Genomic DNA, 14,927 nt, shown 5'->3' on the forward strand with positions numbered 1-14,927 from the left:
GCTGCCTTTTTTGTTTTTTAGCTAAATTCGCGCATGCAATTTTCTCAGGTAATTGGACAAGATGGGGTGAAGCAGCAATTGGCGGAGATGGTCCTTCAAAACCGCCTGAGCCACGCATTGCTTTTTCTAGGAAATGAAGGTGCCGGAGCCCTACCACTGGCCTTGGCTTTTGCGCAATATATTCTATGCGAAAAAGTGACCCGATCTCAACAACCGGCTGCCCCGGTAATGGGGTTGTTTGGAGAAGAACCGGCCGCACCGTCAGTTCCGATGTTTGATGCCTGCGGGGAATGCCCTTCTTGCCAAAAAGCTTCCAAATGGATACATCCCGATTTGCACTATTCATATCCCGTTATTACTAAAAAGTCGGGAGAAAAGCCCATCAGTGCCGATTTCATCACAGAATGGAGGGAGTTTCTGGATCAATATCCTTACGGCGATTCTTACGACTGGCTTCAATTTATTGGCGCTGAAAACAAACAAGGGAACATTACCGCAGCAGAGTGTTCGGAAATTATCCGCAAGCTCAACCTGAAAAGCTACGAAGGAGAGTATAAAATACTGGTTTTATGGATGCCCGAATACCTCGAAAAAGAAGGCAATAAACTCCTAAAGCTTATTGAAGAGCCCCCTGCTAAAACCTTATTCATTTTAGTGGCAGAATCGGAGTCTCAGATTCTTCCAACCATTTTGTCGAGATGCCAATTAGTGCGCATTCCGCCATTACACGATTCGGTGGTAAAAGAAGCATTGGTGGCTCGTGCCGGCATTCAGGAAGAACAAGCCATTCAAATTTCAGCAGTAAGCGAGGGAAATTACCGGATGGCCTTGCAACAATTGCAACATGCCGATGAAGATTGGCAAGCCATGATTCGCGAGTGGCTGAATGCTATTTTGAAGGGTGGTCCGGGTGCTCAAGTGAAGTGGGTAGACGAGACCTCGAAGCTCGGCCGGGAAAAGCAAAAACAATTATTACGCTATTTTAATCACTTATTGGAACAAGCTATCCGGTTAAAAGTAGCCGGAGGAAACAACAATATTTTCCAAATTCCTGCGGCCGAGGTCGATTTTGCCTCCCGCTTAAACAAATTTTCCGATATTTCTCAGCAGGAAGCCATTATTGGGGAGTTGGACAAGGCGGCCTATTATATAGAAAGAAATGCTAATGGGAAAATGCTCTTTATGGCCTTAACCTTGAAACTCTACCATATAATCCAAGATAAATCGCTAATTTTGACGCAATAATGTGGAAGGGAACTGTGTTAGTACGGTTTCGAAAATGAGTGCTGCGTTTGTTTGAGTGATGTACTGTTCAATCTTTAATGAAGCTTTCCAAGTCTTCATCTATCATATACAACAGTGGCCTAGTTCTGAGCCCGCCATTCATTTTCGGTTTTTATCATATTTAAATGAATCATTGTAATGGGCTGTAGTTCTTGTGGCACAGCAGGTGGTAAAATATTAGGCTGTAAAAGCAATGGCGGCTGTAGCAGCGGAAGCTGCAATCGTATGAATGCATACGACTGGCTTGCCAATCTTCCTTTTGCCGATCCCGATACTGCTTGTAGAATCATCGAAGTAAGTTTTAATAATGGAAGTCGCAAAGATTTCTACCGCAACAATACCACGCATCTTTTTGAAAAAGGTGATATGGTAACGGTGGAAGGAATTGCCGGTTTTGATGTGGGTACCGTTTCTCTAACCGGAGAAATTGTACGCTTACAAATGAAAAAAGCCGGTACCGATGAGAATGATCAAGAGATCAAAAAAGTGTTGAGAAGAGCCGGTGAGAAAGATCTTGAGATCTTGAAGATCAACAAAGCTCGCGAACCGGAAGCAATTATTCGCTCAAGAGCCATTGCCAAACAACTCAATCTCCAGATGAAAATCAGCGAGGTTGAAATTCAGGCCGATGGAAAAAAGGCGACCTTCTTTTACATTGCCGATGACCGCGTCGACTTCCGTGAATTGATCAAAGTATATGCCCGCGAATTCAAAGTAAAAGTAGAGATGCGCCAAATTGGTGCGCGTCAAGAAGCTGCGAAAGTTGGGGGAGTTGGAAGTTGTGGTCGTGAATTGTGTTGCAGTAGCTGGCTTACCGAATTCAAATCTGTTAATACTACCGCTGCTCGCTACCAAAACCTTTCCATCAACCAGAGTAAATTGAGTGGCCAATGCGGTCGCTTGAAATGCTGTTTGAATTACGAACTCGATACCTATCTCGATGCATTGCAACATTTCCCTGATCATGCCGATACACTCCGTGTTGCGAAAGGAAATGCTACTTTGATCAAGAAGGATATCTTCAAGAACTTGATGTGGTATATTTTACCGGATAGCAATAAGCAGTATCCTGTTACCATTGAAAGAGTGCGTAAAATCAAGCAATTGAATGCGCAAGGTGTAGTACCTGAAGAACTTGAAGCTGTTGAGTTGATTAGCCACAACAAGCCGAAGGAAGTAGAACCGGAATTTGTGGATGTTGTTGGTCAAATTAGCTTACGTACACTTGAAAAGAACGACAAGAAAAAGCGTCAACAACAACGTCAAGATCAGCAACGCAGACCTGACAATAGAAGGCCTGAACCTCCCAAAAGACCTGGTCAGCCGCAGGGTCCTGGTCAAGGTCAACAACGTCCTCCTCAACAAGGTCCAAGAAATGAGGGACCTAGAAGACCTGATCAAGCGCAAGCACCTCGAGGTCCGCGCCCCGATCAACGTAAACCACAAGGTGGAGGCGCTCCGAATCCGAACAGGCCTCGCCCTGAAATCAAAAAGCCCGATCAAAAGCAGAACCCTCCACAGGGAGACGCTTCTTAATAAATTAAAGGTTTCACAAAACCAATAGAATAACCGTTCCGTAACGTAGTGTATGGGAACGGTTATTTACTTTTATACAGCCCCTCAACTTTGTATATGAGATCTTTTTTCAAAAGAACAGCATTATTGCTCACCATCTTATTGGTTGTTTGGTGTTTCATAGCACCATCGTGCATGACATTTAGAAAAGCCGATGCTGAAATGAAGCAGAAATTTCAAGCCTCCGGAATTGAATTGAAAACCGGATTTCAATTAGTGGAAGGGCGCACCCTCCATTATGCGCTAACGGGAAGCGATAGCTTGCCAACACTTTACTTCGTTCATGGCACGCCCGGAAGTTGGGATGCATTTGAATCGTATTTAAGCGATAGTTCCCTGTTGAAAAAATATCGAATGGTTTCCATTGATCGCCCCGGTTTTGGTTACAGCGATTTCGGTAAAGCCTGTAACCTTCGTGAACAATCAGATATCATAAGCCCGCTTTTTAAGAAATTAGGAAATGGTAAGCCTTCGTATATTATTGGACATTCGATGGGAGGACCAATGATTGTGAAATTGGCGGCCGACAATCCAGGCGTTTTTTCAGCGATGGTCATTCTTGCCGGATCTGAAGACCCCGCCGCAGAGAAAAAAGAAAAGTGGAGACCGATTCTCTTTAAAACACCACTCAATCTTTTAATACCCGGTGCATTAAGACCCAGTAATGAAGAGCTTTGGTACTTGAAAAAAGACCTGGTTGACTTGAAGCAAGATTTTCCCAAAGTAAAATGCCCCGTTTATATACTTCACGGTCAAAAAGATCAATTAGTACCTGTTTCCAACGCTGAATACGCGAGAAAAAGTCTTATCAATGCATCGAAAGTAGATATTCATTATTTCCCTAATGAGAACCATTTTATACCGTGGACGCAGTTTGCTTTTATACAAAAATTGCTCTTGAATCTTGATTCCAGTTCGTATCGGATGGATTCGGAATAATGGATCAAATGTTCTATTTTAACGCTTTAAAATGATGAAATATGTCACTGTTTAAATCAAGCAATCCTACTTTAAAGGATAGTGTTTTTGAGAAAGTTCGTTACGATGTGTCGTCTGAACAAATGACGGTTTCCGGCACATTGAATAAGTTCGGAATTACCTTGCTTTTGATGGTAGCGGCAGCTGCCTATACTTGGAAAGGGTTTTATGAAGGAGCCAACATAATGCCGTATTTATTTGGTGGAATTATTGTGGGACTCATTGCAGCATTGGTTATAATTTTTAAACCAACCTGGTCTCCTTATTTAGTGCCTGTATATGCATTAGCGGAAGGATTGTTCTTAGGTGGAATTTCAGCTTTCTTCAACGATGCATTTGCAACCAAAGCACCCGGTATCGTAATGCAAGCCGTAGGCTTAACCTTTGGCGTAGTATTGGCAATGTTTCTTTTGTATAGATCAGGAATCATTCGTGCAACCGAAAGTTTTAAGAAAATTGTTTTTGTAGCAACTGCCGGTATAGCCGTGTTTTACGTGATTGCATTTGTGCTGCGATTCTTCAGCATTCAAATGCCACTCATTCATGATAGCACACCAATGGGAATTGTTTTCTCTTTGATTGTTGTTGCCATTGCCGCCATGAACTTAATTCTTGATTTCGATTTCATTGAAAGAGGCTCAGAACAAGGCGCTCCTAAATACATGGAATGGTACGGTGCCTTCGGTTTAATGGTTACTATTGTGTGGTTGTATTTAGAGATCTTGAGATTGTTGGCGAAGTTGGCAGACAGGAAGTAATTAATAATTAACAATTAATAATTAATAATTAGGACACTCCGATATTGCAGGAAGCCCGCGTAAAGACGCGGGCTTTTCTATTGAATAAAATGCTACTACTACGGTAATTAATCAGACTAAAATTTACATTTTAAAAGTTCAACTATCATATTTAATAAATCGAAAGAGCCCGTGCGTTTGCGCGGGCTCTCCCATTATTAATTATTAATTTTTAATTATTAATTAATAATTAATTGTTCCTACCATCCATCTCCATCCAACAAATTCCCCAATCCTCCCAACATACCACCTTCTTCTTTTCTAGAAGTTGTGCCATATGAAATGATTCTACTGGCGAGACGACTAATGGGCAATGTTTGAATCCATATTTTTCCGGGGCCACGAAGGGTAGCAAAGAACAATCCTTCACCACCGAATAAGGTATTCTTGATACCGCCCACAAACTGAATATCATAGTCGATGGTGGATGTATAAGCTACCAAACAACCGGTGTCTACACGTAGCATTTCTCCTGGTTGTAAAGTTCTTTCAAAAACGTGACCACCGGCATGCACAAACGCCATACCATCACCTTCTAGTTTCTCCATGATGAAACCTTCACCGCCAAATAAACCGGTACCTAATTTGCGTTGGAATTCAATGCCCACGCTTACTCCTTTTGCAGCGCACAAGAAGGCATCTTTTTGACAAATGATCTTGCCATTCAATTGCATCAAATCGAGAGGAATGATTTTACCGGGATAAGGGGAAGCGAAACTCACTCTCTTCTTTCCCTGACCTACATTGGTAAACGCCGTCATGAACAAGCTTTCACCTGTAAGCATTCGTTTACCGGCACTCACTAGTTTTCCTAGAAAACCTGAATTGGGACGAGAGCCATCACCAAAAATGGTTTCCATTTGAATGCCGTCGTCCATCATCATAAAAGCACCGCTTTCAGCAACAGCTGTTTCTTGAGGATCGAGTTCTATTTCTACGTATTGCATTTCTTCACCCACAATACGATAGTCAATTTCATGATTTGATCTCATGGATAAATTATTTTATGTGAAGATAATAGTTCTGCTGATTTTTTAAATGCCATTTATACCAACGGATGCGCATAAAAAAAGAGGCCGAAGCCTCTTTTGTACTATTCTTGAAAATCTTAGTTAAGGTATTTGGTGATTTCTTCACTCATTGGCTTCACTTTACTAGGGAAAACCGTGATCAAATTTCCTTTCTCGTCAATTAAGAACTTCGTGAAGTTCCATTTAATTGGATCTTCAATTCCTTTTTTCTTGGCCTCGTCTACTAAGTACTGAAACAAGGGATGAATGTCGCCACCTTTCACAGAGATTTTCTCTGCCATTGGGAAGGTTACACCGTAATTCTTTTTGCAAAATTCTTTGATTTCAGTGTTGGTGCCTGGTTCTTGACCTCCAAAATTATTTGCCGGAAAGCCAATGATCACCAATTTGTCTTTGTACTTCTCATACAATGCTTCCAGATCAGTGTACTGTGGAGTATAACCACACTGAGAAGCGGTATTTACAATCAAAATTTTCTTTCCCTTGTATTTCTTTAAATCGATTTGGCTGCCATCGAGACCGGCAACATTGAACTCATAAATGGAGCCTGCAAGAAATAGTGTCATGAATAATAAAGCTGCTTTAAACATAGCAAGTTGATTTAATGTGTTTATCAATCTTTATAACAGATGGAAATGCAAATTGTTCCTGTAAATGTACGGATATTTTAGGCGAAGCGTTTCCTTACCCTATTGCCGTTCATAACATCCCAGATCGGGTTGAGCAACCGAACGATTCTTCCCGTCTAGATCTTTCAAAAGCCCTACAGATGCGCCTTTGTTGATTAAAGGGGAGGTTTCCTTTAGGTGGAAATCGAAGTATCGTTTAGAAGTGTTAATGCTATCAAATTGGGGGTCGTCGATGGTTACCATATTGTTAACCGTTGCGTTTGCAGGGGCTGATTTCACCTTCCAGCTGCAATTGATGAAGCTAGCGTCGAATACAGCAGAATTATCTTTACTCGTTACCACTTCATTGTCTACCGTGCCAAATGCACCCCAGAAAATGCAATTGGTAAATTGAGCATACAATGGACTCACAATTACCGCGTTGTTTTGCTTGTAACTATTACTTACAAACAAGCCCGGCTCTTTGTGCAATATGTAACTATTGGAATAGGCAACATTGGTGCAATTGGTGAATGAATAAATTCCGCCCAAGGCCAATTGAATGTTTTTCCCGCAGTTACTTATCAAACTATTAGAGGCTTTTATTGAACTATTGAGTGCAATGATACCGGCATCATAAGCATTATCAACTATACAACTTTCCAATGTTAGTGTTGGATTACTATTGGCAACACCATTTTCTGTAACAAGAGCTTGGTAAGCATTAAGTATAGAAGTGTATTGTAATACATTGTTTTTGCTAGTGGATCTGAAATAGATGCCGGGCCAAGAAGCAGGAAAATCGGCATAAGGTTGATCCAGACGATCTCCTTTGAAAACCACTCTGTTGGCCGCTTCCGGCCCACCTTGAGTAATCAAAGTGCCATCTACTATTATTGGAGCATCTGCATGTACATAAACTTTGGTTCCTTGCTGAATGGTTAAACTAGCATTGGGCAAAATTTGCATCCCACCTAAAATCACATATGGCTTGCTGTTAGTCCAAGTATTGTTCCCGGAAAGCGCTAATGATCGAATGTAATTGGCATTTTGACCAAAAGCTTCCAATTGTACCCATTTGGTTTTGCCGTTGAAGTTTATCTTAATACTGTCTTGCGCAATAAAAGGTGCATTCGCTGCGGTTGGATTTATAGTAACAGAAACAAACACGTAGATACTATCGTTGGCCTCCATTTCAATATTACTAAACTGCGTACCGGCATCACCATCTACATTGATCTTGTACGGAGAACTGTTTCCTCCCATTAAATTGATAGAGCTGATGCGCAGTTTCTGATCATTTCTATTATAAATCTTAAAGAATTGAGTGATGGAACCGGTGGAAGTAAAAACGGTATCGAATCGCAGACTGTCGGTTGTGGTATCCAAAATAGCCGACTGATCGGTAATAAACCCGGTTTTTTGGCAAGAAAGCATCCCAAAAACAAAGAGTCCCAAAACTAGCCAAATGCGATTCATGTGGTTCAAAATTAATGTGTTGACGGGAATATAACGATGGGTGAGGGGGGGAAATTGTTGAGGAGGGAATACAGGAAAGAGGATGAGAGGAGACGAGGAACGAGGAGCGAGCAAAAGAAGATGAAATGAAATACAAAGAAAGAACAGGAGGAGAAACAGGGGGAAAAGAGCAGCAGCTTAGATATGGGCGAGGAATATTCTTATCTGATTTGTTTATTTTTTTTACCGCAACGGCGCAACGACCGCAGCGGTTTCGCAGCGCTGGCAGCCTGACTGCATTTCCTCCATCCTCTATCTTCCCTCCTCCCTCTTCTTTTCTGTATTTCCTCGTTCCTCGTCTCCTCTCATCCTCGTTCCTTTATTTATTCGTATACGCCAAGCTAGCAATACCCAATCGCGCACCGGGTACTTGAAGAATTCCGGCAGCGCAGGCTTCGAGGGTGGCGCCAGTAGTAATAACATCGTCAACCAATAGCCAATCTTTGTTTTGCAGTAATCGAGGGTTTGGAATGCTGAACTTTCCCACCATATTCTGCCAGCGCTCCACCCTCGATTTGTGGGTTTGAGTAATGGTAGCGGTATTACGTATTATTAAATTATTAAATACGGGAATGCCGGTCTCTTCGGATAGGCCCTCGCAAAGCACGCGGGCCTGGTTGTATCCTCTTTTTCGCTCCCTACTTGGGTGGAGTGGCAGCGGAATGAGGCCTGAAATATTTGAAAAGCGATTGGATTCCTGAATGGAGCGTCCCATAGATCTGCCCAATTCCAAACCAAGTTCTTGTGCCCCTTTGTATTTGAACTGGTGCATGAGGTGTTGGAGGAGGCTTTCCTTCGTAAAATAAAGATGACTGGAAGCTCCTAAGAGCGGAATTCTACCCCAAAAAATCCGTTCAACCGGGTTGTTGGGGTGCCATTCGAAGCGGGTGAGGGGCAATTGTGACCAACAAGAAAGGCATAATTTATGGCGATTTTGAATCAATTCTGACCCACATCCTTCACAACAATTTGGAAAAAATAAATGCATCAACCCTTCAATAGGTTGAATCATTTTGTTCATTACTGCATGCATACATTGAATGGTATTGCAGCAGTTGTTTTAGTTAATTGAAGAAGTATTGATACAATTCTTCTACTCTACTCATTGGTATGATTTCAATATTGAAAGAAGAAAAATTTAATGATTTCAAGTTGTATTTAGAAACAACGATTTTTTCAAAACCAAGTTTCTCTGCTTCTGCAATTCTCTGTTCAATTCTATTGACCGCTCTAATTTCACCACTCAAACCAACTTCACCTGCAAAACAAACCGATTGTGGAATGATCACATCTTCATAAGAACTTAGTAATGCAACCAACACTGCCAAGTCGATACTTGGATCTTCAATCTTCAATCCACCCGCAATATTCAAAAAAACATCTTTCACCCCGAAATGAAAACCACCTCTTTTTTCTAAAACGGCTAATAAAAGTTGTAAACGTCTTGTATCAAATCCGGAAACCGTTCTTTGAGGGGTGCCGTACACCGATTGAGTGACCAATGCTTGTACTTCAATTAATAAAGGACGCATACCTTCAATGGTTGCTGCGATACTTATTCCACTCAACAATTCTTCTTTCTGCGTGATCAAAATTTCGCTTGGATTAGTAACGGCACGCATACCATTTCCTCCCATTTCATAGATACCTAATTCAGCTGTACTGCCAAAACGATTCTTTAATGTTCTTAATATTCTGTACGCATAATGACGATCCCCTTCGAACTGCAAAACCGCGTCCACCATGTGTTCCAGGATTTTCGGTCCGGCAATACTTCCTTCTTTTGTAATATGACCAATTACGATAACAGGTGTATTGGTCTCCTTTGCAAAACGTTGTAGTTCACCTGCTGTTTCTCTGATTTGAGATATGCTTCCGGGCGATGCATCAATATATGGTGACTGAAGTGTTTGTATGGAATCTACAATCACTACACCCGGTTTTATTTTCTTGATTTCTTGAAAAATGGTTTGTGTTGAAGTAGCCGTTAAAAGATAAAAGTTGGGATTTTTTATTTGCAGTCGATTGGCTCTAAGTTTGATTTGCTGTTCACTTTCTTCTCCGCTGATATAGAGTATTCTATGTGAAGTAAGTTGCAATCCATTTTGAAGGAATAAGGTTGATTTCCCAATTCCGGGTTCTCCGGCTACCAAAATAATACTTCCCGGAACAATGCCACCACCCAATACTCGATTCAATTCAGGATCTGATGTTACGATACGTTCTTGTTCTGTTGAAGTAATATCATCAATAGGAATTGATTTGGAGATTCGTTTATCTTCATTATAGTCGTTCCAGTTCGTTTCAGAAGTTTTCGCCGCATTTTTTTGCACCGTTTCTTCAATAAATGTGTTCCAATTATTACAAGAAGGACATTTTCCTAACCATTTTGCACTTTCATAACCACATTGCGAACAGAAAAAACTTGTTTTCACTTTACTCATGTGATAAAGGTACACTCAAAAAATTGCTTGAAATAAATTGTACAAAGAGGAAAAAAGAAGTGAAGATGTATACAAAGTAAAAAGGCCAGCATTGCTGCTGACCTTTTACTTACTAACCCATTAAATTCTGCCACTAAATTACAAATTGGCTGCAGATAACAAAATTAATTTTGCCTCTTCTTCATATTTTTTTTTGAAAACAGGTTTTCCCAAAAAAAAATCAAGATAAATTTAATAATATATTGAAAAACAAATATATACAAATATAATAATAAAATTATATAAATATGGCTGTTATACTGTCAGCCATTGGCTTTCATAGGTTTAGGGGCTGTCAAATTGCGCGTTAAATTCTGTTAAAATCTGACGAAATGAGGGTCTTAAAAAACTGGTGTTTGCTTTGAGGAATTGAAGTATAAATTATTAAAGATGACAACCTCTATTTGGATTGTTTCCTTATTGTTTTTAGGATTAAGTATGCTAGTGTCGGGGATTTTGCAGTCAAAATTCAAGAAATTCAGCGCCGTGCCCTTAAGATCGGGACTATCAGGAGCTGAAGTGGCGCAGGAGATGCTCCGGACTCACGGCATTTATGATGTACAAGTGGTTAGTGTTCAAGGGTTTCTGAGTGATCATTATGATCCCACCAAGAAAACTGTGAACCTGAGCCCGGAAGTATATCATGGAGTATCGGTAGCGGCGGCGGCAGTGGCGGCACATGAAGTGGGGCATGCGGTTCAGCACGCCAATGCGTACCCTTGGTTAACCATGCGCAGCAAATTGGTTCCGGTAGTGCAATTCAGCTCTAGTATAGTGCAATGGGTATTGTTGGCCGGGGTGCTGATGATCAATGTATTCCCTTCGTTGTTGTTGGTTGGGATCATTCTTTTTGCTGCTACCACGCTGTTTTCTGTAATTACATTGCCGGTTGAATTTGATGCGAGTAGAAGGGCTTTGGCGTGGTTGAATAAATCAACTATTACCAATGCAGTTGAATACCCACAGGCAAAAGAAGCTTTAACATGGGCGGCTTCTACCTATGCCATTGCAGCATTGGCCTCGATAGCCACTTTAGCTCAGTATGCAATGTTGTTTTTGGGCAATAGTCGGCGAGAAGATTAAAATCGGATTAAAAATTTTTAATGCCATACTAAGAGAGCCAAAGGGCTCTCTTTTTTTTGCGCTTAGGTATATAGTTTACAAAAAAATTATATAAGTAATTAAAATATAGCAAGTTATACTAAGATTAAGTGGATGTTTAGTCTTTTATATAGGAATTTGTAAACATGCTTAACTTATTGATAATCAATATTCAGATTGAATATTATTGTAATATGAAGATTAATTAAAATAAGCAGCAATTTAATTGTGCCGCTTGTCATCGTTTTTGGCCGTTAGATGGCATTTGCATATTTTTAACAAGATTTATCAACAAAACTAACAGACATGAGAAAAATCGTAACACTGGTTATGAGTATGCTGTTCCTATTTGCTACAGCGTTCGCTCAGACAAAGGAAGTTACTGGACGTGTTACTGATGCCTCAGGTGCTCCTCTTCCCGGAGTTAGTGTTCTTGTAAAAGGAACTAAAACGGGTACGACCTCTGATGCCAGCGGTAATTTCTCGATCCAGGTTAAGGAAGGAGCAGTATTGGTTATCTCGGGTGCGGGCTATCAAGCCACTGAGGTAAAAGCTACACCGGGTACTGCTATGAAAATTCAGTTAACAGTTAAGAAAGAAGAATTGACCGAGGTGGTTGTAACTGCCTTGGGTATTCGCCGTGAAAAGAAAGCCTTGGGTTATGCAGTTGCTACTGTAGACAAGAAGGCGTTGGAATTGCGCCCTGATGGTGACGTAGTTCGTTTGTTGAACGGTAAAGCACCAGGTGTTGATATCGGTGCAACCAGTGGTATCTCTGGTTCCGGTACAAACATCGTGATTCGTGGTGTGAACACCATTTCCGGTAGCTCACAACCATTATTCATTGTGGATGGAGTTCCTTTCGATGCCTCTACCAATGCGCAATCTAGTTTCGTTTATGGTAATACTACTACCAGCCGTTTCTTGGATCTCGATCCCAATAACATTGAGAACGTGAGTATCCTGAAAGGTTTGAGTGCCACTACCCTTTATGGTGAGTTGGGACGTAACGGTGTAGTTGTTATTACTACTAAGAACGGTACCAACCGCAAAATCAATAAGAAAGCGGAAGTAACTGTGTTACAATCTTACTTTACAAACACTGTTTCAAACTTGCCTGACTACCAGTATTCTTATGGTGGTGGTTTTGATCAAAGTTTGGGATTGGCTTTCTTCAGTAACTGGGGAGCTCGTTTCCAGTCTACTCCTGTAAAAGTAGCACACCCTTACGATCGTGCTGCGTTACAAGGTGTATTCCCTGAGTTCCAGCAAGTTCCCGGTAATGGTAATGACTTGATTTATGAATACAAACCTTACTATAATTCTGTAAAGAAATTCTTCCGTACCGGTCACGTGAAGACAACTTCAGTGAACGTTGCTGCTTCAGGTCAGAACGTGAATTTCAATGCGAACTATAGCTATATGGATGATCAGGGTTTCACTCCCGGTAACAGTGTTTACAAAAACACTTTCGGTATGGGTGGTACAGCTAAGTTGGCGAATAATTTTACTATCAGTGGTACATTCAACTATGCCTCTACTGATTTCAAGTCGCCTCCTACTTCTACTTCATTTGGTTCTAACCCTTCCGTATCTTCAGTATTCGGTAACTTGATTTACACTCCAATTGCCGTAAACTTGATGGGAACCCCTGCAGATGGAGCTAACTATTTGCCTTGGGAAAACCCTGTAGACAAATCATCGATCTACTACCGTGGTGGTAACGATATTCAAAACCCAATTTGGACTGTAAACAACAGTTTCACAGGTCAGAAGATCAACCGCGTATATGGTAACCTTCAAGCGCGTTATGAAGTGAAGAAAGGATTGGCCCTTTCTTATCGTGTAGGATACGATACTTACAGTGATTACAACTTCTTGAGTCAAAACAAGGGTGGCACTGTAGGTGGATCTGATTGGACCTTGGGTTTGCATCGTACTGCCAACGGTTACAACACTATTTGGGATCATGCATTTTTGGCTGATTACTTAACAGATATTAACAGCAATTGGAATGTAAACGTGAATGCGGGTATCAACTCTCAAGAGCGTATTTATTCTCAGAATGGACAACGTTCTACTCAGCAATTGGTGTATGGTTTGTTTGATCACGATAACTTCATCAACCACTTGAATACAAGTGAAGGTGGAGGCGGATTAGATTTTAAATCTGCTACACAGTCAATAGGTGTGTTTGCACAAGCGACTTTTGGATATAAGGAATTTTTGTATTTCACTGCTGGTGGACGTAATAGCTGGACTTCTAATTTGGAGAAAGCGAATCGTTCTATCTTCTATCCAAGTGGAAGTGTTTCATTTGTTCCTACTTCAGCAATTGCTGCATTACAGAACAACAAGATTATTAACTACTTGAAATTGCGTGCAGGTTATGCAACCAGTGCGAACTTCGGTTCTCCTTACAATACTAGAAACGTATTGAACATCAGCACTAATGTATTCCAAGATCGCGTAGGTACTGTATTGAACTCAAATACGATCAGTGATCGTTTGGCGAATCCTAATTTGAAGCCTGAGTTATTGGCGGAAGTTGAAGTAGGTGCGGAAGCAAAATTCATCAACAACCGTTTGAGCTTAGACTTCACTTATTACAATCGTGTATCAAAAGATCAAATCTTGGATCGCGCATTGGATCCTGCAAGTGGATTTACTGTGACATCAATTAATGCTGGTTCGGTTCGCAACCAAGGTATTGAAATTGCATTGGGTTACACTGCTGTTAGAACCAAGGATTGGAACTGGCAGGTAGATTTCAACTTTACTCGCAATAGAAATAAGGTATTTGACTTGCCAACTGATGTTAAACAAATTGGTATCGCCGGTTTCTCTAACGAAGGTCTCTTCGTATTGGAAGGGCAACCTTTAGGTGTGATCATGGCTTCTTCTACAATTAAGGATAGCAAAACTGGCCAACGTATTGTAAACAGTAATGGTGATTATGTTTCGAACAATTCTTTAACCGTTATTGGAGATCCAAATCCTGACTACAAATTAACCGGTATTTCTACCTTAACGTATAAAGCATTCTCATTCCGTATGCAATGGGATTATACAAAAGGTGGCGATATGTTAGCTTATACTCCCGGTACTTTGTTGGGTCGTGGTTTAACGAAGGATACTGATTTCGATCGTTATTTGCCGTTGATTCTTCCAGGTGTTAAAGAAGATGGTACACCTAATGATGTTCAAATTAGTGCCAGCCAGGCTTATTTCAATAACTGGAGTGGTTTCTTCGGAATGCAAGATTTGATCACTTACGATGCTACGATTATTCGTTTGCGTGAAGCTTCATTATCTTACAACTTACCTACTTCTTATTTAGCTAAAACTCCATTCGGATCAGCATCCTTAACGATCTCTGGTCAGAACCTGTGGTATTTAGCGCCTTATTTCCCTAAGTATACCAACTTCGATCCTGAAGTTAACAGCTTGGGTGTAAGTAATGGTCGTGGTTACGAAACATTGGCCGGTCCTACTTCACGTCGTATCGGTGCTAGTATTCGTGTAACCTTCTAATTATTGAATTTTAAATTG

The 14,927-nt window shown here is 40.9% G+C and carries 11 protein-coding genes; 6 read left to right on the forward strand and 5 right to left on the reverse strand.

From position 1 onward, the window contains the following. The first annotated feature begins 33 nt into the window (after positions 1-33). The 4 genes from ACQ2HE_RS03240 (at position 34) to ACQ2HE_RS03255 (ending at position 4,595) form a co-directional block, all read left to right on the forward strand. Positions 34-1,245 carry a DNA polymerase III subunit gene (locus ACQ2HE_RS03240; RefSeq protein ID WP_430894600.1) on the forward strand — a complete coding sequence of 404 codons (1,212 nt, stop codon included), beginning with the start codon at positions 34-36 and terminating at the stop codon, positions 1,243-1,245. A gap of 177 nt (positions 1,246-1,422) precedes the next feature. Further along, positions 1,423-2,820, forward strand: a complete 1,398-nt coding sequence (locus ACQ2HE_RS03245) for a PSP1 domain-containing protein (protein WP_430894598.1) — start codon at positions 1,423-1,425, stop codon at positions 2,818-2,820. 96 nt (positions 2,821-2,916) lie between these two features. Continuing rightward, the gene (locus tag ACQ2HE_RS03250; RefSeq protein WP_430894596.1) at positions 2,917-3,798 is read left to right on the forward strand and encodes an alpha/beta fold hydrolase; all 882 of its coding nucleotides are present in this window, start codon (positions 2,917-2,919) and stop codon (positions 3,796-3,798) included. A 41-nt stretch (positions 3,799-3,839) separates the two neighbouring features. Then, positions 3,840-4,595 (forward strand): Bax inhibitor-1/YccA family protein, encoded by a 756-nt coding sequence (locus ACQ2HE_RS03255; RefSeq protein ID WP_430894594.1) that lies wholly within the window; start codon positions 3,840-3,842, stop codon positions 4,593-4,595. Between the two features lie 239 nt (positions 4,596-4,834). Here the strand turns inward: ACQ2HE_RS03255 and ACQ2HE_RS03260 are convergent, their stop codons facing one another. The 5 genes from ACQ2HE_RS03260 to radA form a co-directional block, all read right to left on the reverse strand. Continuing rightward, a complete protein-coding gene (locus tag ACQ2HE_RS03260; protein WP_430894592.1) occupies positions 4,835-5,626 on the reverse strand; it encodes a TIGR00266 family protein in 792 nt (263 codons plus the stop codon). Positions 5,627-5,742: 116 nt separating this feature from the next. Next, positions 5,743-6,255, reverse strand: coding sequence for a glutathione peroxidase (locus ACQ2HE_RS03265; RefSeq protein ID WP_430894590.1), 513 nt, complete (start codon positions 6,253-6,255; stop codon positions 5,743-5,745). Positions 6,256-6,354: 99 nt separating this feature from the next. Continuing rightward, entirely contained in the window at positions 6,355-7,752 is a 1,398-nt protein-coding gene (locus ACQ2HE_RS03270; RefSeq protein ID WP_430894588.1) for a hypothetical protein, read from the reverse strand. Between the two features lie 358 nt (positions 7,753-8,110). Then, positions 8,111-8,563, reverse strand: a complete 453-nt coding sequence (locus ACQ2HE_RS03275; RefSeq protein ID WP_430902419.1) for a ComF family protein — start codon at positions 8,561-8,563, stop codon at positions 8,111-8,113. A 292-nt stretch (positions 8,564-8,855) separates the two neighbouring features. Beyond that, the gene (radA, locus tag ACQ2HE_RS03280; RefSeq protein ID WP_430894584.1) at positions 8,856-10,235 is read right to left on the reverse strand and encodes a DNA repair protein RadA; all 1,380 of its coding nucleotides are present in this window, start codon (positions 10,233-10,235) and stop codon (positions 8,856-8,858) included. Positions 10,236-10,664: 429 nt separating this feature from the next. On the opposite strand from radA, the gene ACQ2HE_RS03285 reads away from it, so the two are divergent. After that, on the forward strand, positions 10,665-11,357 hold the full coding sequence (locus tag ACQ2HE_RS03285; RefSeq protein WP_430894582.1) for a zinc metallopeptidase: 693 nt from the start codon (positions 10,665-10,667) through the stop codon (positions 11,355-11,357). 324 nt (positions 11,358-11,681) lie between these two features. Then, positions 11,682-14,909 (forward strand): SusC/RagA family TonB-linked outer membrane protein, encoded by a 3,228-nt coding sequence (locus tag ACQ2HE_RS03290; protein ID WP_430894580.1) that lies wholly within the window; start codon positions 11,682-11,684, stop codon positions 14,907-14,909. Positions 14,910-14,927 lie beyond the last annotated feature (18 nt).

Source organism: Endoryza foliicola (genome assembly GCF_050589245.1).
Lineage (GTDB): Bacteria > Bacteroidota > Bacteroidia > Chitinophagales > Chitinophagaceae > Endoryza > Endoryza foliicola.

What these genes read in the sequence shown, in the direction of transcription:
- ACQ2HE_RS03290 (WP_430894580.1), top strand. Translation starts at nt 11,682, where the DNA reads ATGAGAAAAATCGTAACACTGGTTATGAGTATGCTGTTCCTATTTGCT.
- ACQ2HE_RS03275 (WP_430902419.1), bottom strand. Translation starts at nt 8,563, where the DNA reads ATGCACCAGTTCAAATACAAAGGGGCACAAGAACTTGGTTTGGAATTG.
- ACQ2HE_RS03285 (WP_430894582.1), top strand. Translation starts at nt 10,665, where the DNA reads ATGACAACCTCTATTTGGATTGTTTCCTTATTGTTTTTAGGATTAAGT.
- ACQ2HE_RS03240 (WP_430894600.1), top strand. Translation starts at nt 34, where the DNA reads ATGCAATTTTCTCAGGTAATTGGACAAGATGGGGTGAAGCAGCAATTG.
- ACQ2HE_RS03265 (WP_430894590.1), bottom strand. Translation starts at nt 6,255, where the DNA reads ATGTTTAAAGCAGCTTTATTATTCATGACACTATTTCTTGCAGGCTCC.
- radA (WP_430894584.1), bottom strand. Translation starts at nt 10,235, where the DNA reads ATGAGTAAAGTGAAAACAAGTTTTTTCTGTTCGCAATGTGGTTATGAA.
- ACQ2HE_RS03255 (WP_430894594.1), top strand. Translation starts at nt 3,840, where the DNA reads ATGTCACTGTTTAAATCAAGCAATCCTACTTTAAAGGATAGTGTTTTT.
- ACQ2HE_RS03260 (WP_430894592.1), bottom strand. Translation starts at nt 5,626, where the DNA reads ATGAGATCAAATCATGAAATTGACTATCGTATTGTGGGTGAAGAAATG.
- ACQ2HE_RS03250 (WP_430894596.1), top strand. Translation starts at nt 2,917, where the DNA reads ATGAGATCTTTTTTCAAAAGAACAGCATTATTGCTCACCATCTTATTG.
- ACQ2HE_RS03245 (WP_430894598.1), top strand. Translation starts at nt 1,423, where the DNA reads ATGGGCTGTAGTTCTTGTGGCACAGCAGGTGGTAAAATATTAGGCTGT.
- ACQ2HE_RS03270 (WP_430894588.1), bottom strand. Translation starts at nt 7,752, where the DNA reads ATGAATCGCATTTGGCTAGTTTTGGGACTCTTTGTTTTTGGGATGCTT.